A 19,952-nucleotide genomic window follows, 5' to 3' on the forward strand; every position below is an offset into this window, starting at 1 on the left:
GGGTAAAACGCGTTCAGGCTGCCCGTGAAGGTGGCCCCAGAAGGACGCAGCGGTCGCCGTCAGGCCATCGCCGCCTTTGCCGCCGCAGCCGCGTGGAATACAGAGGGCTCGTAGTAGTACGGCTTGATCTCGCAGCACAGGCCGTCGCGGAAGGTGAACATCTCGCACAGTTCCGCCGGGGCCAGATCCGGATCGGCGAAGCGCATGGTCAGCACGGCGATCGCGCGGTCCTGGCCGAGCGCGAGGTCGGTGCGGTCCAGGGCGGCGACGTCGACCATGCCCATCGCGACCGAGAACAGCGCCTTCAGGCCGCCCTTGCCGCGGTACTCGCCTGCCATGGGCATGGCGTTGGATTCGTAGGCGACGAAGTCGTCGGTGAGCATGCTTTCCGCCGTTTCCCAATCGCCCACGCCGCAGGCGCCGTACAGGCGGTCGACGAAATCGGTCATCTCTTCGGGGGTCATGCTCATCGATCCTGCTCCGTCTGTTTGGGCGGTAGTCTGGCGACAGCGCCGCCCCAAGCAAACCTAGCGTTTAGACCAGCCTCCCGGCCCGCCGCATGCGGTTAAGAGGCAGGCATCGGGACGCGGGTGCATATCTGAGATGAGTACGACGATGAGTGAGACCTATCATGCGCTGGTCGCCGAGAGCGCGTTTCCCGAGGAGGGCAAGATCGCCGCGCGCCTCGCAGGATGGAGCGTGCTCGTGGTCAGGACTGACGAGGGCTTCCGCGCGGTCAACGACCGCTGCACGCACCAGGCTGCATTGCTGTCGCCGGGACGGGTGAGGCGCGGGGCGATCATGTGCCCGCTCCACGGTGCGCGGTTCGAGGCGGCGACGGGGCGGTGCATCGGCGGCGCCTATGCCGATCTTCGGGTGTTTCCGCTGCGGATCGAGAACGGGATGATCGAGGTCGCCGTGCCCGACGTGACGCCGGGGCCGGACGAGCGGCCGGTGGGCGTCTGACGCCTGCCACAAGGCATAGGTTCCAGTGGTCCGCGCAGGCTCTAGCATCGCGCCGATAACAACTGGGAGAATGCCATGCCTTTCACCGGCCCGTTCGAGGACCGCCTTGCCATTCGCGAACTGCTCGAGACTTACGCCGACGCGGTGACGCGCCGCGATGCGCAGGATTGGGGCGCGACCTGGGCGCAGGACGCCGAATGGTCGATGCCCGACTATCCCGAGATCGGCACCACCAAGGGCCGCGAGGCGATCGTCGCGATGTGGATCGAGGCGATGAAGGCCTATCCCGGCATCATGTTCGAGGCCTGGCCCGGGGCGATCGAGGTCGACGGCGACCGCGCTGTGATGCGCAGCTATACCTCGGAGGTCTACGACCACGACGGCGTGACGATGCGCGATCGCGGGGTTTACGAGGATACCTGCGTCAAGGTCGAGGGGCGGTGGTATTTCGCCAGCCGCTCGTTCCGCAACATCCACCGGCAACACGCACCGCGAGGCGTGTGAGATATCGTCGTCCCCGGTCTGGCCGGGGACGACGGATAAACCCCGATCACCAGAGGCGAACGCGCTTTTCGGGGGGCAGGTAGAGCGCGTCGCCCGGCTTGATGCCGAACGCCTTGTACCAGGCATCGACGTTGCGCACCGTCAAAGCGCGGTACTGGCCGGGGGCGTGGGCATTGCCGATGACCTGTCGGCGCAGGGCGCCGTCGCGCTGCTTGCTGGCCCAGCTCTGCGCGTAGGCGATGAAGAAGCGCTGGTCGCCGGTCAGGCCGTCGATCACCGGAAGCTCCTTGCCGCCGAGCGCTTCGCGGTAGGCATCGTAGGCGGCGGCGAGGCCCGCGACGTCGGCGCCGTTCTCGCCCAGTTCCAGTTCACCGTTGAGGTGCAGGTCGGGGAAGGGGGTGTAGGCGTCGTACTGCGCGACGAGGGCCTGGCTCTGGGTATCGAAGTGAGCGAGGTCCTCGGCGGTCCACCAGTTGCGCAAGGTGCCCTGGCCGTCGACGGCGGCGCCGCTGGAATCGAAGCTGTGGCTGATCTCGTGGCCGATCACCGCGCCGATCGCGCCGTAGTTGCTGGCGAGGTCCGCGGCGGGATCGAAGAAGGGCTTCTGCAGGATCGCGGCGGGGAAGTTCAGGGCGTTCTGCACCGGCAGGTTCACCGCGTTGACGAGCTGCGGGTTCATCCACCATTCGCCGCGGTCCTGCGGCTTGCCCAGCTTGGCGAGCTGCTGGAGCGTCTTGCCCCGGATCGCGGCCATGCGGTTGGCGTAGGCCTGGCCCGGCCGGATCGTGACCATCGAATAGTCGAGCCACTGGTCGGGATAGCCTACGCTCACCACCATGCCGTCGAGCTTGGCGCGCGCTTCCTTGCGCGTGGCGGGGGACATCCAGTCGAGCGCATCGACGCGGGCGGCGAAGGCGTGCTTGATGTGGGTGGCCATCTCCTCGACCTGCGCCTTGGCGGCGGGCGGGAAGTAGGTTTCGACGTAGAGCTTGCCGAAAGCGCCGCCGAGATCGGTATTGATCGAGGCGAGCGCGCGCTTCTCGCGGGTCCGCTGCTGCGGGGTGCCGGAAAGCGTCGTGTCGAAGAAGGCGAAGTTCAGCGCGTCGAACTTGGTCGGCAGCACGTCGGTGTTCGCGTTGATGCGGTGGAAGGCGAGCCAGTCCTTCCAGGCGTCCAGCGGCTCAGAGGCGACGAGCGCGGCAAGACCGGTGATGGCGGATGGGCTGTAGGCATCGAAGGTCTGCTGGCCCGGCATGCGCGCGGCGGCGAAGTAGGCGTCCCAGTTCATGCCGGGTGCGTTTCTGGCGAAGTCGGCGCGGGTCCAGAGCGTGGCGCCCTTGGCGAAGTCGGCGACTTCGGCCTTGCTGGGATGGGCCTGCGCGATCTTCGTCTCGAGGTGGAGGATGCGCGCCGCGCGGACTTCGGGCTGGTCGATCCCGGCGAGGCGCAGCAGGTCGGCGATGTACGTCTTGTACTGGCCGCGCACGGTGACCATCCGCGCCTCGGTGGAGACGTAGTATTCCCGGTCCGGCAGGGCGATGCCGCCTTGGTAGATGTAGGGCACGACCTCGTCGCTCTTGAGCGCCTTGGTGATGAAAAGCCCGAAGAGGTTCTCGGTGGCCATGTCGTTGTTGTTGTTGAATAGGTCGAGGTCGCTCTCGGTCTGCTCGCCCAGGACGCGCACGAGGGCGGCCTTGTTCTTGATCGCCTTGTACTTCGCGAGGTCGCCCTTGAGCGGGGCGATGCCGGCCCTGTCGATCGCGGCGGTGTCCATGTAGGCACGCCAGTAGTCGCGCAGGCGGGCTGCGTCGCTGCCGGCGGCGGGCGTAGAGGCGAGGATCTTCTCGACGAGGGCCATCTGCTGGCGCTCGGTCTCGTCGGCGGCGACCGTGTGAGAGCCGATGCGGCTGCGGTCGGCGGGGATCTCGGCCTTCGCCAGCCAGGCTCCGTTGGCGTAGAGATAGAACTCGTCGCCGGGCTTCACCTTGGTGTCCATCGCGGTTTCGTCGATGCCGGTGGCGGCGGGCTCGGCGGCGAAGGCGGGAAGCGGGACGGCTGCGGTGAGCAGCAGGGCGGTCAGCAGGCGCGTGGCTTTCATGGGCAATCCTTTTGCAGCGGGTAGGCAACGCTCGGGAGCCCCCGCCGGGTTCATGGCCCACGGCCTAGCCGCTGGCGCTCGCCGGGCCAACCGGGCGCGGCGATTAAATTGCGTACCGGCGCAACAAAAGAGGCGGAGCCTCGCGGCCCCGCCTCTGGAATTTCCGACCTGGGGACGGCTCAGAACTTCTTGGTGACTTCCACCATGACGGTGCGGGGCAGGGTGCCGAAGCCGAGCTGGTCGGCCTTGACGCCCGCGGGAGTGCCGGTGCCGCTGCCGGTCGAGGGACCGTCGACCACGCCGGTGACGTAGAACTGGTTGGTCAGGTTCTTGCCGATAAGCGCGACCTGCCAGTTGTCGTCCTCGGCGCCGAAGCGCACGCCCGCGTCGAGGGTCACGTATTTCCCTTGGCGCGAAAGCGGGTTGCCGAAGCCCGAGGCGAGGTAGCTGCCCGAATACTTGCTGTCGACGTTCAGCCCCAGCTTGTTGGCCGAGCCGATCGCGACCTCGTAGTTGATGCCGAGATTGCCCGTCCACTCCGGCGCAACCGAAAGCTCGGTGCCGCCAAGGTCCTGGCGCGAATTGCCGGAGAGGTTGCAGCCCTCTGCCGGGGTCTGCCCGGCGTAGCACGGCGCCAGCGGGAAGTCGGTGTAGCGCGCCTTGTCGAAGTTGATCGAACCATGGATATCGAGTCCGGGCACGCCGTTCGGCGCGAACTGCCACTCCACCTCGACGCCCTTGGTGCGCGCGTCCGCCGTCAGGGTCTGGAAGGCGAAGATCGGCGAGTTGAAGAAGTCGACCTGCAGGTTGCTGTACTTGTAGTTGAACGCGGTCACGTTGAAACGCAGCTGGTTCGACAGCAGGGTGGACTTGAAGCCGATCTCGAAGCCTTCGGCCTTCTCGGGATCGAAGGTGAGGTCGGCGCTGGGGTCGTTCGACAGCTTGGAGTTGATGCCGCCGTTGGAGAACCCGCCCGACTTGTAGGCCGTCTTGTAGGCACCGTAGACCATGAGGTCGCTGGTCGGCTTCCAGGTCAGCGTCGCTTCGGGCGACCAGTTGCGGAAGTGCTGGCGGGCAGTCACTTCGCCGAGGCCGTCGGGATCGTTCTGGTCGCGGAAGACGCCGGTGAGCAGCGGGTTGTTGTAGGGCTGGGTGAAGAAGCTGTTCTTCGTCTCGTCCGAGTAGCGCACGCCCCCCGCCAGTTCCAGTTCGGGCAGGATCTTGTAGGTGAGCTGCCCGAACACGGCCATCGTCTCGCCCTTGGTGAAGCTGTTCTTGGCCGAGGTCACGTATTCGTAGCCCTCCGGCGCGGCGGAGTTGGAGACGCCGCCGGTCAGCACGAACTGGTCGAAGTCACGCTGCGTCTTCTGGTAGAGCATGCCCAGCATCATGTTGAATGGCCCGTCGAACTGGGTCAGCGCGCGCAGTTCCTGGCTGAACGCCTCCCACGACGAGTTCTCGGTCGCCCAGGTGCTGCCGGGGCCAGTGCCGCTGTTGCTCGATTGGAAGTCGCAGGCGCAGGCCCAGCGGTTTTTGTTCCACTGGTAGTTGGTGACCGACGAGACCTGCAGCAGGTCGGCATCGTAGGTCACGTTGAGCGTGCCGCCGGCCGAACGGTACTTGTTGTACAGCGATCCGTCGCTCTTGGCGTAGGGGTAGTTCGCCGCGATGTCGGCGGGCATGTTGTTCTGGTGGCTGACGAAGTCCTTCTCGCAAGGGTAACCGTTGAGCTGCGAGGTGGAGCCGTTGCCGCAGCGGAAGGCGACGTAGTTCCACGAGGAGTTGTTGACCGTGCTGATGTCCATGGTGCCCTTGAGGCTCACGGTCAGGCGGTCGGTCGGCTCCCACTTGAGCGTGGCGCGGGCGAGGAACTCTTCTTCGCCCGGCGCCTTGCGGTCGGCCGGGGTGGCGGTATGCGAGGTCGGGTTGCCGGTGCCGCCCGCCAGGATGCTGGCGGAATCGATCTCGGTGTAGGTCACGGGGTCGGCGATGTTGCGGTAGTAGCCGCCGTCCATCTTGGTGTAGCGCGCGGCGAGGCGGATGCCGAGGGTGTCGGTCAGCGGCATCGAGGCGTAGCCTTCGGCGCGGTACTGCTGGCTCTTGAACTCGTAGCCGCCCTTGATCATGAACTCGGGCGTCGAGGTCGGGTCGGCGGTGGTGATCGAGATCACGCCGGCCGTCGCGTTCTTGCCGAAGAACAGCGCCTGCGGGCCCTTCAGGACCTCGACGCGGGCGAGGTCGAAGAAGCCTTCCTGGATGACGCGGCCCTGGCCGTAATACGCGCCGTCGACGACGACGGCGACCGACTGCTCGATGCCGATCGAGGTCGAGGACGAGCCGATCCCGCGCAGGGTGAGCTGCGCGCCCGAGCCGTTCGAGGCGCGGCCGACGCTGAACTGCGGGGCGATCGCGGTGATCTTCTCGACGCTGGTGATGTCGCGGGTGGCGATCTGCTCGGCGGAGATGGCGGTGACGGCGACCGGCACGTCCTGCACGGTTTCCTGCCGTTTGCGCGCGGTCACGATGATGTCGTTGAGGCCGCCGGCCTGGACCGTCTCCTGCGGGGCGGCGTCCTGCGCTTCCTGCGCCAGCGCCGGTGTCGCACTTGCGGCGAGCACCGTGGAGGCAAGCAGGACGGACTTGTGGATTCGCATTTCAGAAACCTCCCATGTAATCGTTCTTTTGTTCTGCTTAGCCGGGGGACGGGCCCAGGGAGCCCTGTGCAAACGGATAGCCCTATCCGTTTGGACAGGTTGCGAAGGCACCGGGCCGAGCAAGGGTCCCCGCGAGGAGACCTGAATTGAGCCTTTGTCGTTTCTGGCGTCTTGACCGCCACCCCGAGGGAAATACCGACTTCGCCCAGTCGCTGAGCCTGCACGAGGAGCAGTGCGCGGCGCTTTCGGAGGGCGAGGTGCGCATCGCGGTCGAGTGGCTGTCGATGGACGCGGGCACGCGCATGTGGATGAGCCCGCGCACCGACGGCTACCAGCCGCCGCTGCCGCTCGGCTCCAAGATGGTGGGCCTCGTGCTCGGCCGCGTGATCGCCAGCGCCGATCCCGCCTATCCCGAGGGCGCGCTGGTGCGCGGTTTCGGCCAGTGGGCGGACGCGGCGACGGTGGTGCCCGCGCTCACCGGGCTGGAGGTTGTGGACGAAACGGTCGCCGACCCCCGCCAGCATTTCGGCGCGCTCGGCATGAATGCGTGGACGGCCTACGTCGGCGTCAAGGAAGTGGCGGCGGTGAAGGCGGGGGAATGGCTGGTGGTCTCGGCCGCCGCCGGAGCGACCGGGAGCCTCGCCTGCCAGGTCGGCAAGAACCTCGGCGCGAAGGTCGTCGGCATTGCCGGGGGCGCGGAGAAGTGTCGTTTCCTGGTCGACGAACTCGGCGTCGACATGGCCATCGACTACCGCGGCGAGGACGTCGCGGGGCGGCTATCGGAAGTGCCGGGAGGAGTGAACGCCTTCTTCGACAACGTCGGCGGGCCCATCCTCGACGCGGTGCTGGGCAACATGGCACACTACGGCCGCGTCGCGGTCTGCGGCATGGTCGCGGGCTACGACAGCGACGCGCCCATGCCCGGCCCCGCGCAGTTCGACCAGGTGCTGATGCGGCGCCTGCGGATCGAGGGGTTCTTCATCCCCGACTTCCTCGAACGCGGCGCGGAGTTCATGCCGCAGCTGCGCGAGTGGCTGGATGCCGGAAAACTATCGGTCCGCTTCGACGAAACGCAGGGGCTGGAAAACGTGCTGACCGCCTACGAGCGGATGCTCACCGGCAAGAACATTGGCAAGGTGGTGGTCAGGCTCTGAGAGTCAGGCCGCTCTGGTCAGCCGGTCGAGCCAGGCCTGTGCCTGCTTGGGCTCGCCCACCGACTGCGAGTCCACCGGCCCGCGCGAGGCGAGGAATTCGCGGTGGAGTTCGAACGGCTCCAGGAACAGCGTCTCGCGCATCGTGTCGATGGCTTCGCCGAGTTCCACGAGGTTCTCGATCACGGGTGCGGCGGCGGCGCGGGATACCTTGTCGGCATTGTGGCCGAACAGGCCCCACTTGCCGGCGGCGGTTACGCGCAGCGCCGCGACCAGCGCCTCGGCATACTCGGCTTCGAGGTCGGCGCGGCGCGCATCGAGGCGTTCAAGACGATCGGCTTTGGCCATGCGGCGAGCCGTAGACCTGCAAGGGGTGGTAAGCAAGCGCGGGTACGGGCTTACCGCGCCATGACCGATGCGCTCTCCGTCACGGTGAAGGTCCTGATCCGGCTGCGGTCGAACAGCTTTTCCTCATCCTCGACGATCATGGCGAGCGTCTGCGGATCGCCGAGTGCGGCGAAGCAGGCGTCGCGGGTGGGCTCGTCGGGGAAGTCGATCTCCATCACGACGTCGAAGTCGAAGGGCTCGTCGATGCCGTCCATCGGCGTCAGGTAGCGGCGGACGTAGCGCGTGGCGTAGCCGGACAGGACCGCTTCGCCTATCTTTCGGTGGTTGCCTTCGTAGTAGGCGCGAAAGTCCTGCGGGCTCATGCCCTGGCGGCGCTTGAGCAGGGTGATGACGGTGACCGTCACGCCAGCTGCTCCATCCACAGGCGCGTCGCATCGAGCACCGCCTTGGCCCGCAGCGCCGGATGCGCGAACGCCTCGCGCAATGCCGCCGAGCGCAGTTCGATCGACAGCGGGATATCGGCCGGCAGCGCCTGCAGCATCGCGGCGAGCGGCAGCACGCCTTCGCCCGCCTGCTCGCGCAGGTCGATGGCGTCGGTGATGACCGCGTCGAAGTCCGCCGGGTCGGGCCTCACGCCCCGTGCGTCGCAGAACTGGGCGTAGGGGAGCAGGGCCGGGTCGATCGCGGCGATCTCCGCGACGGTGGTGCCGGAGCGGTCGACATGGATCGGATCGACCAGCACGGCGCGCAACGGGTGGCCCACGCGGTCGAGAACGCCGAGCGCCTGCGCCAGGTTCTTCACTTTGGTGAAGATGCCGAACTCCAGCGCCACGCGCATCCCCGAACCCTCGGCATGGCGGCACAGTGCGGCGAGCTGCGCCACCGTCTCACCCTCGTCGGGGTGGGAGGAGACGCAGAGCACGTTGGCCGCGCCCAGCTCCGCGCCCACGTCGAGCACCTTGCGGTGATCGTCGAGGCGCGTGTCCGGCCTGATCCACACCACCTCGACATCGAGCACCGGCAGGCCGCACGCCGCCAATGCTGCGCGTGCGTCGCGCGTATGCTGCGCGGTCCATTCGAGCGGATCGACCCAGAGCCCGACCGCGTCGTAACCGGCGGCGCCGCCCGCCTCGATGACGTCGACGGCGCCGAACTCCGGCAGGACGCCGGAGGCAAGGGACAACTTGTGTTTCATGGCCTCTCCCAGCCGTTCGCAGCAGCCCCTTGTCCCAGCGAAGGCTGGGACCGCCGGGTACTCTTGAGGCAATGCCGGTCCGACAGCCCGCGCGGACGCGGCGAGCGGTCCCAGCCTTCGCTGGGACGACGGACTTATCGCATTACTTCATCGCCGCCGCCTACATCACCGGCTGCGGCAGCGAGGCGTCGTCGCCCAGATACCAGTTCAGCCATTCGTGGAAGTACTGGTTGCCGCGCTCGTTCTTGCCGAAGGTCAGCTCGTCGTGCGCGCCGGATTCGAGGCCGCGCTGGATCTCGAGACCGATGACGTAATCCTCCTCGTAAGTAACATCGCGGAAGAAGTTCATCGCCGCTTCCGCCGCCTCGCGGTCGGCCTCGTCCTTCACGGGATTGCGGCGCAGGTAGTTGAGCACGGTGCGGTTGCGGTCGGGCGTGGGCCCGGGGAACAGCTGGGCGACCTGCGTGATCTCGGGCGCGATGAAGATCGAGACGTTGGGGAAGAAGATGCGCACGAAGTCGTAGCCGTAGTTCTCGCGGTTGCCCCACTCCTCGCGGGGCACGTCCTTGAGCTGCTCGGCGATGGTGTGCTGCGGGAAGCCGATGCGGATGTTCGGCCCGAAGCCTTCGTAGTGCGTGCAGTTCGACGGCGTGCGCGGGAAGATCGTCTCGGGGTGGAGCGACTTGAAGTGATAGCCTTCGAGGTAGCCGTCAAAGGCGATCTTCCAGTTCGCGCCCTCGATCGTCCGGTTGCCGAGGTAGGTCCAGTTGGCGAAGTCGAGCGCTTCGAAATCTTCCAGGAAACCGTCGAAATAGGTGTCGAGGTTGATCGGTGCGTCGGGCGTCAGGCATGCGAAGATCATGCCGCCGCGCTCCTCGCAGGGCAGTTCGCGCAGGCCCATGCGGCTCTTGTCGACATCGCCGAAGGTGCCGGGCTCGGAGATGCCGATCAGCTTGCCGTCGGCGCCGTAGGTCCACGAATGGTACTTGCACGTGAAGCGCGAGCAGTTGCCGGTGCCATCGGGCGCGACCGGCGCGCCGCGGTGCGAGCACACGTTGAGGAAGGCGCGGACCTTGCCGGCCTTGTCGCGGTTGATGAGCACCGGCGAGCCGACCGCGTCCATCGCCTTGTAGTCGCCGGGGTTCGGCAGCTCGGCGGTGAAGGCGAGCATCAGCGGCACGCGCTTGAACACCAGCTCCATCTCGGCCTTGAACTGGTCCTTGTCGGTGTAACTGCTGGTGGGGACCTTGAGCGGCTTGTCGGTCTGGTAGGTCTTCTTGTTCTCCACGTAGTCGAGCATGATCTCGGCCACGTCGCCAATGCGCTTCACGCGTTCCACACGCCATCTCCCGGCAAATTATTGTGCGGCGATCCTGATCCAGTGCAGGCGTGGCGGCAACCTGCGCAAGGTGATAGGCGAAACCGTCTCGTTTCGGCCCGATTGGCATTTTGACCAGTTGGCGAAGCCCCCCCGCAGGAGCACTCATGGGCGCATGACGGAGAGGAAAAGCCCCAAGTGGGCATGGCTTGAACACGAACCGGCACACCTGCCGCCGCATCTGGCTGCCTATGCGGGCACCGGCCTGTGGGACGAGCGCACGATCGCCGAGCAGGCCACCGCGCTGGCCGAGGCCGCCCCCGGCTTCGTCGTGCTCATCGAGGGCGACACCGAGGTCACGCGGGGCGAGGTCGTCGCCGATGCCGAGGCGCTGAGCGCGGCACTTCACGCGCGCGGCCTGCGCCCCGGCGACGTGATCGCGTTCCAGGTGCCCAACTGGCGCGAGGCGATGGTCATCAACCTGGCCGCCGCGATGTCGGGTTTCGTCGTCAATCCGATCGTGCCGATCTACCGCGACCACGAGGTCTCGCTGATGCTGGCCGACTGCGGGGCGAGGGCGGTCTTCGTGCCCTCCGCCTTCCGCAAGTTCGATTATGCGGCGATGGCCGCGCGGCTGGCGGGATCGCTGCCGGACCTCGATTTCGTGTTCACCGTTCGCGGCGAGGGCCCGGACGATTTCGCCGCGCTGGTCGAGGAAGGGCGCGGGCTCTCCTTCGCGCGGCCCAGGGTCGATCCGCTGGGCGTCAAGATGGTGCTCTACACCTCCGGCACCACGGGCAAGCCCAAGGGCGTGCTGCACAGCCACGTCTCGATCGCCCGCATCCTGCGCGAAAGCGGCGCCTACTGGGGCCTGACGCCGGGCGAGGCGACGCTGATGCCCTCGCCCGTCACGCATGTCTCGGGTTATGCCAACGGGCTGGAGGCACCGTTCCTCTGCGGCACCCGTACGGTGCTGATGGAAAGCTGGAACGCGGCCGAGGCGCTGGCGCTGATCGACCGGCACCAGGCGGTCGGCACGGTGGCGGCGACGCCGTTCCTCGTCGAGCTGGCCGCTGCCGCACGCGAAAGCGGTAACCGTCTCCCGAGTTTCCGCTTCTTCGCCTGCGGCGGCGCGGCGGTCCCGGCGGACCTCATCCCCGCCGCCAATGCTGCGTTCGACCATTGCCGCGCCTTCCGCGTCTTCGGCGCTTCGGAAGTGCCGCTGGTGACGTTCGGCTGGCCCAATGTCGAGCGGCTGGCGGCGACCACCGACGGCGCCATCGTCGACTACGACATCCGCGTCGTCGATCACGAGGACCACGACCTGCCGAACGGGCTCGAAGGCGAGATCCTCGCACGCGGGCCGGGCATGATGCTGGGCTACGCCGACGAGGCGCAGACGCGCGAGGCGATCACCACGGACGGCTATTTCCGCACCGGCGACCTCGGCGTGCGCACCAACGATGGCGCGCTGACCATCACCGGCCGCAAGAAGGACCTCATCATCCGCGGCGGCGAGAACATATCCGCCAAGGAGATCGAGGACGTGCTGCACCTCCACCCGCAGGTGCGCGAGGCGGCCGTCGTCGCCATGCCGCACGAGCGGCTGGGCGAGGGGGTCTGCGCTTACGTCATCGCCGAGGGGGAAGCGCCCAGCGCGATCGACCTAGCCGCGCATGTCGCGGGGAGCGGCCTGGCGAAGCAGAAGATCCCCGAACGCTTCGAATTTCGCGAGGACTTGCCCCGGACCGCCTCGGGCAAGGTTCGCAAGGATATGTTGAGGGCGGATGTGAAGGGGCTGGTGGGGGTTTAATGTCGACAGCCCGTCGTCCCAGCGGAAGCTGGGACCGCTGGGAACTCTTCAGGCAACAGCTCTCCGACAGCCAACCGCCAGCGGGCGCCCAGGCTAAAGGTCGTGCGACCCTGCCAGCGGTCCCCGCCTTCGCGGGGACGACGAATGATATTCCTGGCCGAAACGGAATCGGCGGCGGCGCCCTCAGGCAGCCGCCGCCGGCCCTTCCTCCCCAGGAAGCTGAACTCTAGGCCCCGCCCATAGCAGCCGCGACGGCGGCGTCGATCTCGGACTTCATGGGATTGCGCCGCAGGGTCAAGCCGCCGTTCACCTGCAGGTTCTCGCCGGTCATGAAGCATTCGTCGCTGCCCAGCCAGACGACGGCGGCGGCGATGTCGTCCGAAGTGCCGATGCGGCCTAGCGGATAGCCCGACAGGAACGCGTCGAACAGGCCGGGGACCTGCTTGGCGTCGGAGGTCATCGGCGTGTCGGTGAGGCCGGGCGAGATCGAGTTGGCGCGGATGCCCTCGGCCCCGAACTCGTGCGCGACGCAGCGGATGACGTGGTCGGCGCCGGCCTTGGTGCCCATGTAGGCGGCGTGGTCGTTGAGCATGATCGTCGCCGTCGCGGAGCTGATCTGGATGATCGAGCCGCCGCGCCCGCCAAGGCCGCGGGACATCTTGCGCACCATCGCCTGGTAGAAGTGGAAGGGCCCGACGTACTGCAGCATGGTCATCGCCATGAGTTCTTCGGCAGTGGTCTCGAGGAAGCCTTTGAGCAGCCCCCAGCCGGTGGCGTTGACGGCGATGTCGATGCCGCCGAGCGCGTCCGCCGCCGCGTCGGCGAAGCGGTCCACACTGCCCTTGTCGGTGAGGTCGCAGGGTGCCCAGGCGCAGTCATGCTGCGCAGCAAAATCGGCGAGCACGCTTTCCTTGCGGCCCGAGACGAGCACCTGGGCACCCTCGGCCATGAGGCGGCGGGCGATGGTCTGGCCCATGTTGTCGGGGCTGCTGGCGCCCAGGATCACCGCGCGTTTTCCGTCAAGCCGTCCCATGGCACCATCTCCTCTCGGTTGTTGGTGCGCTGGCTAGCACGCCGGGGGCGCGACCATTCCTGACCAAACTAATAGTGGCCACGACGCGCCCAAGCGTGGACACCCCGTCATCAAGAAACAGGCGCGTGGCAGAGGAGCGCATAGACATGGATCTCGGACTGAAAGGCCTCAAGGCCATCCTCGTGGGCGCGAACGGCGGCATCGGCCGCGTCGTCGCGCACGTGCTGTCGCAGGAAGGCTGCGACATCGCCATCTGCGGCCGCTCGCAGGACAAGGTCGACAACGTGCTGTCCGAAATCGCCGGCGCGGGCGTCAAGACCTACGGCGCGGCGCTCGACGTGACCGAGGTGGATGCGGTCCCGGCGTTCGTGGACAAGGCGGCCGAAGCGCTCGGCGGCGCCGACATCTTCATCAGCTTCACCTCGACCAACCTCGGCGAGGATACCGACGCGGCGTGGGACGCGGTCATGCAGGCGGACATCCTGCCGATGCGCCGCGGCATCGCTGCCGTGCGGCCTTATCTCGCCAAGTCGGACAATGGCTCGATCGTGTGCATCAGTTCGTCCGGCGCGGTCGAGGAATTCATGGGCGTCCAGCCCTACAACGCGCTCAAGGCAGCGGTGATGAACTATGCCTCGGCGCTGTCGCAGGCGCTCGCCGTGGACGGCATCCGCGTCAACTGCTTCACCCCCGGCCCCGTACTGACCGAGGACGGCCCCTGGGCCACGCTCGAAACCGTTGCGCCCGACTTCTACAAGGCGACGCTGGCGAACATGCCCTCGGGCCGTTTCACCACGGGTGAGGAACTGGCCAAGGCCATCGCTTTCGTCGTCTCGCCCACCTGCAAGGCCATGACCGGCGCGAACATCGTGGTCGACAACGGGTACACCAAGCGCACCCAGTTCTGAGTTTCCCTCCCCTCCGGAAGGATCATTGCGGCGGGCCTTTTCCAAAGCCCGCCGCTTTTTTATGGCTCACGCGATCTTCAGGACCAGCTTGCCGGTGTTCGCGCCCGAGAACAGGCGCATGAAGGCGGGGTAGGCGTTTTCGAGGCCGTGCTGCACGTCCTCGTCGGCGCGCAGCCTGCCCTCGGCCAGCCACTGCGCCATCTGCGCGCCGCCCTCGGCGAAGCGGTCCGCGTAGTCGGCGATGAGGAAGCCGTGGATCGTCGCGCGGCGCGCCAGGATCTGCCAGAGGTTCCTGAGACCCAGCTTTTCCGGGCTGTTGTATTCGGCGATGAGCCCGCACAGGACGATGCGGGCATGACGCGCCAGGGTGAAGACCTCCGCCTCCAGCACCGGGCCGCCGACATTCTCGAACACGACATCGACGCCGTCCGGCGCGGCCTCGGCGATGGCGGCGACGAGGGCGTCGTGGTCCTTGTCCTTGTAGTCGATCGCGGCGTCGAAGTGGTAGTCCTCGATCAGGCGGCGGCACTTGTCCGCGCCGCCCGCGATGCCGACGACGCGGCAGCCCATGATCTTGCCGATCTGGCCCACGGCGGAGCCGACCGCGCCCGCCGCGCCCGACACCAGCAGCGTCTCGCCCGGCTGGGGTTTCGCCACTTCGGTCAGCCCGAAGTAGGCGGTGAGCCCCACTGCGCCCAGCGCCGAGAGGTAGCTGGAGGGCGAGGCGACGGCATCGATGTCGATCGGCATGGTGAAGCCGCCGGGCATGGCGACGGAATAGTCCTCCAGCGCATTGAGGCCCATGATCCATTGTCCCGGCGCGAAGTCCGGGTTGTCCGAGGCGTGGACCACGCCGACCGTCGTCGCGCGCACCGGATCGCCGAGCGGGATCGGCGGCATGTAGCTTTCCGCGTCGTCCATCCACCCGCGCTGGGCCGGGTCGAGCGAGGCGTAATGGTTGCGCACCACGATGCCGCCGGGGGGAACGGCCGGGATGGCTTCCGTCTCGAGAACAAAATCGTCCGGAACGGGTGAACCTTCCGGCCTGCGCACGAGCAGGAATCGCCGGTTTTCGGCCATGGCATCGTCTCCTTGTTGTGCCGGACTGGTCCAACTTCAGCCCTGCCCATGCACCTGTGCAATTCGACAGGTAGGCCTCGCGCCAAACCGATGCATAGTGAACGCGAAGTGACGGCCGGGAAAGCAACGGCCGCATGGGAGGATAGACTGATGGCATCCGCATATGTTCGCGGCGCGTGGCCCCGCACGCTCGTAAAGCTCGCGCTCGCTACGAGTTCGCTGACCTGTATTTCTACGGCGGCACTTGCGCAGGAGGCCGCACCCGCGCCCGCGCCGACTGAAACTGCCAGCATCGATCCGAACGAGATCATCGTTTCGGCCCGCCGCCGCTCGGAAACACTGCAGGAAACGCCGGTCGCGATCACCGCGGTCAACGCCGCGATGATCGAGGACAAGAACGCGCTGAACATCGGCGACCTCATGGGCACCGCGCCCAACCTCATCATCACCAACCAGTCCTCGGGCGCGGCGGCGGCCAACCTCTCGATCCGCGGCCTGACGTACGCCGACGTCGAGAAGTCCGCCGAGCCGACCGTGGGCGTGGTCGTCGACGGCGTGTTCATCGGCACCAGCACCGGGCAGTTCTTCGACTTCTTCGACATCGAGCAGATCGAGGTCCTTCGCGGACCGCAGGGCACGCTGTTCGGCCGCAACACGATCGGCGGCGTCATCAACATCCGCCGCACCCGCCCGACCGGCAAGTGGGGCGTCAAGGCCGAGGTCTCCTACGGCCGCTTCGACACGCTCGCCACGCGCGCCGTCGTCAACGTGCCGCTGGGCGACAGCCTCGCGCTCAAGGGCTTTTACTTCCACAACGAATCCGACGGCTGGTACCGGCAGGCGCAGGACGGACGCCGGCGTGGCGGGTCGAACAACGAGAACTTCGGCGCCAGCCTGCTCGCGACGCCCACCGATACCTTCGAGGCGCTGCTGACGGTCGAGAAGCAGGTGCAGGACTTCGATCCGGTGCTCGGCGTGCTGACCAATTCCGGCGACGCGTTCTGCGGCCTGGCGCCGCCCGAACAGTGCAACCGCAACACCACCGACGACCTCTACACCGTGTTCGGCCAGCCCAATTCCGGCCACTACAGCGCCCCCTCGGTGACGTTGGAGATGAACCTCGACGTGGGCGAGGTGAAGCTGACCTCGGTCACCGGCTACCGCGAGTCCAAGGAAGGCCAGACCCAGGACTTCGACGCCAGTTCCTCCGATCTCTACTACGTCTATCGCGGCCAGAATTACGACCAGTTCAGCCAGGAGCTGCGCGCCGCCGGCAACTTCGGGTCCAGCTTCGACTACGTGGTGGGCGGATATTACTTCCGCTCGAACTACGACCTCGACCAGTGGACGCGCGTCTTCGCGTTCAGCCCCGACATCGACCCGCGCGACTATGACCAGAACCCCCAGCACGTGGAAGGCAAGACCCGCTCGGTCGCGCTCTTCGGCGACTTCAACTGGGCCTTCGCGGACAAGTTCCGCCTCTCGTTCGGCGGCCGTTTCACGCGCGACAAGAAGTCGCTCAGCAACGCTTTCGGCGGCGTCCTGATCGGCCAGGGTTCGGACACCTTCAAGAAGTTCACGCCCAAGGTCGGCGTCGACTACCGGCCCAACGACGACGTCATGGTCTACGCCTCGTGGTCGCGCGGCTACCGTTCGGGCGGCTTCTCCCCGCGCGCCGGATCGCCCGCCAGCGCCAGCCAGGCCTACGGTCCCGAGACGGTCGACAGCTACGAAGTGGGCGGCAAGTTCGACATGATGGGCGGGATGCTCCAGCTCAACCTCGCCGGGTTCATCTCGAAGTACAAGGACCTGCAGCAGAACACGAACCTGTTCTGCTCGGTCTGCGCCACGCAGAACGAGACGGTGACCACCAACGTCGGCTCGGCGACGATCAAGGGCATCGAAGCCGACTTCACTCTGCGCCCCACCAAGGGCCTGACGATCAACGGCGCGCTCGGCCTGCTGGACTCCAAGTTCAAGGGCTTCGTGGTCGGCGGCATCTCGCCGGTGACGGGCGCGGTGATCCCGTTCGACTTCTCGGGCAACGACCTGATCTACAACCCGGACATGACCGCCTCGCTCAGCGCCAACTACACGCTGCCGACCAGCTTCGGCGAGATGGTGGGCAACGTGGGCTACCGCTACATCGGGCGCTATGACCAGCAGATCTCGATCGCCGGGCTGACCGGCGACACCACCAACGGTCCCGCCATCGTCACCGGCAACGACCCGCGCGTGCGCACCGACGAGCAGAACCTCCTCGATGCCAGCCTCACCACCCGCTTCGACCTCGCGGGGACCGAGGCGCACGTCACCCTGTTCGGCCGCAACCTGCTCGACGACCGCGGGCCGACCCACGGATTCACCGTCGGCGGCCTGTTCGCCTTCGGCACCGGCCGCGAGCCGCGCACCTACGGCGTGACGCTGGGGGTGAAGTACTGAGAATACGGCCGGGACCCTTCCGGCCTTCTACGGGGATGCGCAGGGGTTTTCCCTCCCGCGCATCCCTTTTTCATGACCAAGGAGTCAAATTATGGGCCGTCTCGAAGGCAAGATCACCCTGGTAACCGGCGCCGGCAACCCCCGCGGCCTGGGCGCCGCCACCGCGCAGCGCTACGCCGAGGAAGGCGCCTTCGTCTACGTGACCGACCTCGATGAAGGCGGCGCGCAAGGGGTGGCCGACGCCATCCGCGCGGCCGGCGGGCAGGCTGAGGAGCTGGCGCAGGACGTCACCAGCGAAGCCTCTTGGGACGAAGTCTTCGCCGCGATCGAGAGTGGCCACGGCCGGCTCGACGTGCTGGTGAACAACGCCGGCATCGCCATCCTCAAGCCGCTGGAACAGCTCACCGCCGCCGACTGGGAGAAGCAGAACAAGGTCAACCTCGACAGCGTGTTCTACGGCACCCAGCGCGCCGTCGCGCTGATGCGCAAGGTCGGCGAGGGTGGTTCGATCGTGAACCTGTCCTCGATCGCGGGCCTCGTGGGCGTGACCATGTGCGGCGCCTATGCCGCGGCCAAGGGCGGCGTGCGCCTGTTCTCCAAGGTGGTGGCGATGGAATGCGCGGCGGAGCAGATCCGCTGCAACTCGGTCCACCCCGGCATGATCGAGACCGCGATGCAGGACGTCGCGCGCTCGGACAATCCCGAGGGCTTCAAGCAGATCGTCGGCGGCATCCCGATGAAGCGCATGGGCAGCCCGCTCGACATCGCCAACATGAACCTGTTCCTCGCCAGCGACGAGGCGAACTACATCACCGGCTGCGAATTCATCGTCGACGGCGGCGTCACCGCGATGTGACGAGTGAGGGGGCGAGGCAGCTCTCGCCCCCGACTTCCGGCGCGCCCGAGAGGGGGGGATGACGCGACCTGTCAGCCATCGCCCTCGATCAGCCGGGCTGCCTGCATGCAGAGCGCGCTGGGGATCGAAAGCAGGACGGCCATCGTCAGGAATGGCAGGGCCAAGACAAAGCGGATTGTCGCGGTCATTGCTGCGCCTCTGAGTAGTTCTACCTGACCAACGAGGCGGCCGAAGCTCCGTTCCCTCAGCGCGCTGCTCAACTGCTCCGATCAAGCGAACGAGGCCTGTAACCGCGCTTGGTGACCGTCCGCTTTCGGGATGCCTCAGCGGGCGGCTGGATGGCCGAAGACGGGGGTGGAACCTGCCGCAGGCTCGTGGCCAGCAACCGCGAAAAGCCCGAAGCGTTTAGCTAACGAAGTCGCGGGAATCTAGCCTTCTGCAATGCGCGCGGCGGTGACAGGAACCGGCCGGATATCGAGCGGTATATTGTTGTTTTTTATTTCTTACCTTGCCAATGGCCGCCCGCGTCAAAAACGGAGATTGAGGCAATGGGACCAGGATTCGCAGCCCAGCTTCGGCATTCAATAACCGGGCGGGAGATTTTCGAGGCCGACTGGGACAGCACGTCCCTAGGCGAAATTTCCACTTGGCCCAGCTCATTCAGGGCACTCGTATCCGCCGTCCTCGCCTGCCCGACGGCCATGTTTCTGGCCTGGGGACCCGACCTGCGAACTTTCTTCAATGACGCTTATCGTCCGATTCTCGGGCAGCGAGCTTCGAACATTATGGGGATACCCCTCGCCGAGCTATGGCATGACAACTGGTCTGAAATCAGCCCGCTTGTTGCCCGAGCGCTTTCCGGTGAAGGCGTCGAAATGGTTGATATGCGGCTCGACCTCCATCGGGCAGGCGTTCCCGAAGAAAGCTGGTGGACGTTCTCGTATTCACCGGTCCGAGACGACGACGGTGACGTATCCGGACTGCTCTGCGTTACCCGCGAGACAACCGAAAGGGTGCTTGCACTAAAGGCCCGTAGCAGCGCGACCGAACGCCTCCGGGCAGCCCTGTCGGCCGGAGACACCATTGGCTCATGGGACTGGGACGTCGTCAACGATCGCATTACAGCCGATGAGCGGTTCGCCTTGATCTATAACGTCGATCCCGACCTAGCTGCCGTGGGTACGTCGTTGTCTGAATTCACGGCATGTATTCATCCGGACGACCTCCCTCTTGTGCGAGCTCAGATCGATGCCACTCTACGATTTGGCGACGCCTACCTCGCCGAGTATCGTATCCTGGGAGCGCACGGAGTGATCCACTGGGTTTCGGCACAAGGTAGCGCCGTCTTCGACGAGACGGGCAACTGCGTCCGGTTTCCGGGCATTAGCTTCGACATCACGGTCAACAAACAAATCGAACTGGCAGCCGCTACATTGAAAAATACATTAGAATAAAACCGGGCAACAGATGTATTCCGAAGCTCTCGCGCGTTGGGAAGATCCGCGAGGTGGGGTGACATGAACATCGCTGATCGGCGATCTTGGTGGCAAGTGGCCGCATGGTCATTCACGAAGAGCTTGAAAACC

Annotated in this window: 17 protein-coding genes; 8 read left to right on the plus strand and 9 right to left on the minus strand. The window is 66.5% G+C overall.

Annotation, left to right across the window (positions count from 1 at the left end; all coding sequences use genetic code 11):
* Window positions 1-59 precede the first annotated feature (59 nt).
* Window positions 60-470: a nuclear transport factor 2 family protein gene (locus PMI02_RS21695; protein WP_238539137.1), complete on the minus strand. Its 411-nt coding sequence runs from the start codon at window positions 468-470 to the stop codon at window positions 60-62.
* Between the two features lie 145 nt (window positions 471-615).
* Here PMI02_RS21695 and PMI02_RS21700 point away from each other — a divergent pair, with 145 nt between their 5' ends.
* Entirely contained in the window at window positions 616-966 is a 351-nt protein-coding gene (locus PMI02_RS21700) for a Rieske (2Fe-2S) protein (protein ID WP_007686999.1), read from the plus strand.
* 75 nt (window positions 967-1,041) lie between these two features.
* Window positions 1,042-1,470, plus strand: coding sequence for a nuclear transport factor 2 family protein (locus PMI02_RS21705; RefSeq protein WP_007687000.1), 429 nt, complete (start codon window positions 1,042-1,044; stop codon window positions 1,468-1,470).
* Window positions 1,471-1,516: 46 nt separating this feature from the next.
* Here PMI02_RS21705 and PMI02_RS21710 read toward each other — a convergent pair whose 3' ends face one another.
* Together PMI02_RS21710 and PMI02_RS21715 are read right to left on the minus strand one after the other, a co-directional pair.
* On the minus strand, window positions 1,517-3,568 hold the full coding sequence (locus tag PMI02_RS21710) for a M13 family metallopeptidase (protein WP_007687002.1): 2,052 nt from the start codon (window positions 3,566-3,568) through the stop codon (window positions 1,517-1,519).
* A 179-nt stretch (window positions 3,569-3,747) separates the two neighbouring features.
* On the minus strand, window positions 3,748-6,222 hold the full coding sequence (locus PMI02_RS21715; protein WP_007687004.1) for a TonB-dependent receptor: 2,475 nt from the start codon (window positions 6,220-6,222) through the stop codon (window positions 3,748-3,750).
* Window positions 6,223-6,368: 146 nt separating this feature from the next.
* On the opposite strand from PMI02_RS21715, the gene PMI02_RS21720 reads away from it, so the two are divergent.
* On the plus strand, window positions 6,369-7,376 hold the full coding sequence (locus tag PMI02_RS21720; protein ID WP_007687006.1) for an NADP-dependent oxidoreductase: 1,008 nt from the start codon (window positions 6,369-6,371) through the stop codon (window positions 7,374-7,376).
* A gap of 3 nt (window positions 7,377-7,379) precedes the next feature.
* Here PMI02_RS21720 and PMI02_RS21725 read toward each other — a convergent pair whose 3' ends face one another.
* From PMI02_RS21725 to PMI02_RS21740, 4 genes are all read right to left on the minus strand, one after another.
* The gene (locus tag PMI02_RS21725; protein ID WP_007687008.1) at window positions 7,380-7,721 is read right to left on the minus strand and encodes a hypothetical protein; all 342 of its coding nucleotides are present in this window, start codon (window positions 7,719-7,721) and stop codon (window positions 7,380-7,382) included.
* Window positions 7,722-7,771: 50 nt separating this feature from the next.
* A complete protein-coding gene (locus tag PMI02_RS21730) occupies window positions 7,772-8,125 on the minus strand; it encodes an EthD domain-containing protein (RefSeq protein ID WP_007687011.1) in 354 nt (117 codons plus the stop codon).
* A complete protein-coding gene (locus PMI02_RS21735; RefSeq protein WP_007687013.1) occupies window positions 8,122-8,916 on the minus strand; it encodes a sugar phosphate isomerase/epimerase in 795 nt (264 codons plus the stop codon). The genes PMI02_RS21730 and PMI02_RS21735 overlap by 4 nt, the downstream gene beginning before the upstream one ends.
* 160 nt (window positions 8,917-9,076) lie before the next feature.
* Window positions 9,077-10,255 carry an aromatic ring-hydroxylating dioxygenase subunit alpha gene (locus PMI02_RS21740; RefSeq protein ID WP_007687016.1) on the minus strand — a complete coding sequence of 393 codons (1,179 nt, stop codon included), beginning with the start codon at window positions 10,253-10,255 and terminating at the stop codon, window positions 9,077-9,079.
* A gap of 154 nt (window positions 10,256-10,409) precedes the next feature.
* On the opposite strand from PMI02_RS21740, the gene PMI02_RS21745 reads away from it, so the two are divergent.
* Window positions 10,410-12,047 carry an AMP-binding protein gene (locus tag PMI02_RS21745; RefSeq protein ID WP_007687018.1) on the plus strand — a complete coding sequence of 546 codons (1,638 nt, stop codon included), beginning with the start codon at window positions 10,410-10,412 and terminating at the stop codon, window positions 12,045-12,047.
* 226 nt (window positions 12,048-12,273) lie between these two features.
* Here PMI02_RS21745 and PMI02_RS21750 read toward each other — a convergent pair whose 3' ends face one another.
* Window positions 12,274-13,080: an SDR family NAD(P)-dependent oxidoreductase gene (locus PMI02_RS21750; RefSeq protein WP_007687020.1), complete on the minus strand. Its 807-nt coding sequence runs from the start codon at window positions 13,078-13,080 to the stop codon at window positions 12,274-12,276.
* 146 nt (window positions 13,081-13,226) lie between these two features.
* Here PMI02_RS21750 and PMI02_RS21755 point away from each other — a divergent pair, with 146 nt between their 5' ends.
* Window positions 13,227-13,988 carry an SDR family NAD(P)-dependent oxidoreductase gene (locus PMI02_RS21755; RefSeq protein WP_007687022.1) on the plus strand — a complete coding sequence of 254 codons (762 nt, stop codon included), beginning with the start codon at window positions 13,227-13,229 and terminating at the stop codon, window positions 13,986-13,988.
* 66 nt (window positions 13,989-14,054) lie between these two features.
* Here the strand turns inward: PMI02_RS21755 and PMI02_RS21760 are convergent, their stop codons facing one another.
* Window positions 14,055-15,068: an NADP-dependent oxidoreductase gene (locus tag PMI02_RS21760; RefSeq protein WP_007687023.1), complete on the minus strand. Its 1,014-nt coding sequence runs from the start codon at window positions 15,066-15,068 to the stop codon at window positions 14,055-14,057.
* Between the two features lie 150 nt (window positions 15,069-15,218).
* On the opposite strand from PMI02_RS21760, the gene PMI02_RS21765 reads away from it, so the two are divergent.
* The 3 genes from PMI02_RS21765 to PMI02_RS21775 all read left to right on the plus strand — a co-directional run bounded on the left by PMI02_RS21765 (window position 15,219) and on the right by PMI02_RS21775 (window position 19,820).
* Window positions 15,219-17,510 carry a TonB-dependent receptor gene (locus tag PMI02_RS21765; RefSeq protein WP_007687025.1) on the plus strand — a complete coding sequence of 764 codons (2,292 nt, stop codon included), beginning with the start codon at window positions 15,219-15,221 and terminating at the stop codon, window positions 17,508-17,510.
* 91 nt (window positions 17,511-17,601) lie between these two features.
* Window positions 17,602-18,366: an SDR family NAD(P)-dependent oxidoreductase gene (locus PMI02_RS21770; RefSeq protein WP_007687026.1), complete on the plus strand. Its 765-nt coding sequence runs from the start codon at window positions 17,602-17,604 to the stop codon at window positions 18,364-18,366.
* Window positions 18,367-18,914: 548 nt separating this feature from the next.
* On the plus strand, window positions 18,915-19,820 hold the full coding sequence (locus tag PMI02_RS21775; RefSeq protein WP_007687028.1) for a PAS domain-containing protein: 906 nt from the start codon (window positions 18,915-18,917) through the stop codon (window positions 19,818-19,820).
* Window positions 19,821-19,952: the final 132 nt, after the last annotated feature.

It is taken from the genome of Novosphingobium sp. AP12 (assembly GCF_000281975.1).
Taxonomy (GTDB): Bacteria; Pseudomonadota; Alphaproteobacteria; order Sphingomonadales; family Sphingomonadaceae; genus Novosphingobium.

Coding starts and splice junctions, on each gene's coding strand:
- PMI02_RS21695 (WP_238539137.1), bottom strand. CDS start 470: ATGAGCATGACCCCCGAAGAGATGACCGATTTCGTCGACCGCCTGTAC.
- PMI02_RS21700 (WP_007686999.1), top strand. CDS start 616: ATGAGTGAGACCTATCATGCGCTGGTCGCCGAGAGCGCGTTTCCCGAG.
- PMI02_RS21705 (WP_007687000.1), top strand. CDS start 1,042: ATGCCTTTCACCGGCCCGTTCGAGGACCGCCTTGCCATTCGCGAACTG.
- PMI02_RS21710 (WP_007687002.1), bottom strand. CDS start 3,568: ATGAAAGCCACGCGCCTGCTGACCGCCCTGCTGCTCACCGCAGCCGTC.
- PMI02_RS21715 (WP_007687004.1), bottom strand. CDS start 6,222: ATGCGAATCCACAAGTCCGTCCTGCTTGCCTCCACGGTGCTCGCCGCA.
- PMI02_RS21725 (WP_007687008.1), bottom strand. CDS start 7,721: ATGGCCAAAGCCGATCGTCTTGAACGCCTCGATGCGCGCCGCGCCGAC.
- PMI02_RS21735 (WP_007687013.1), bottom strand. CDS start 8,916: ATGAAACACAAGTTGTCCCTTGCCTCCGGCGTCCTGCCGGAGTTCGGC.
- PMI02_RS21745 (WP_007687018.1), top strand. CDS start 10,410: ATGACGGAGAGGAAAAGCCCCAAGTGGGCATGGCTTGAACACGAACCG.
- PMI02_RS21750 (WP_007687020.1), bottom strand. CDS start 13,080: ATGGGACGGCTTGACGGAAAACGCGCGGTGATCCTGGGCGCCAGCAGC.
- PMI02_RS21755 (WP_007687022.1), top strand. CDS start 13,227: ATGGATCTCGGACTGAAAGGCCTCAAGGCCATCCTCGTGGGCGCGAAC.
- PMI02_RS21760 (WP_007687023.1), bottom strand. CDS start 15,068: ATGGCCGAAAACCGGCGATTCCTGCTCGTGCGCAGGCCGGAAGGTTCA.
- PMI02_RS21765 (WP_007687025.1), top strand. CDS start 15,219: ATGGCATCCGCATATGTTCGCGGCGCGTGGCCCCGCACGCTCGTAAAG.
- PMI02_RS21770 (WP_007687026.1), top strand. CDS start 17,602: ATGGGCCGTCTCGAAGGCAAGATCACCCTGGTAACCGGCGCCGGCAAC.
- PMI02_RS21775 (WP_007687028.1), top strand. CDS start 18,915: ATGGGACCAGGATTCGCAGCCCAGCTTCGGCATTCAATAACCGGGCGG.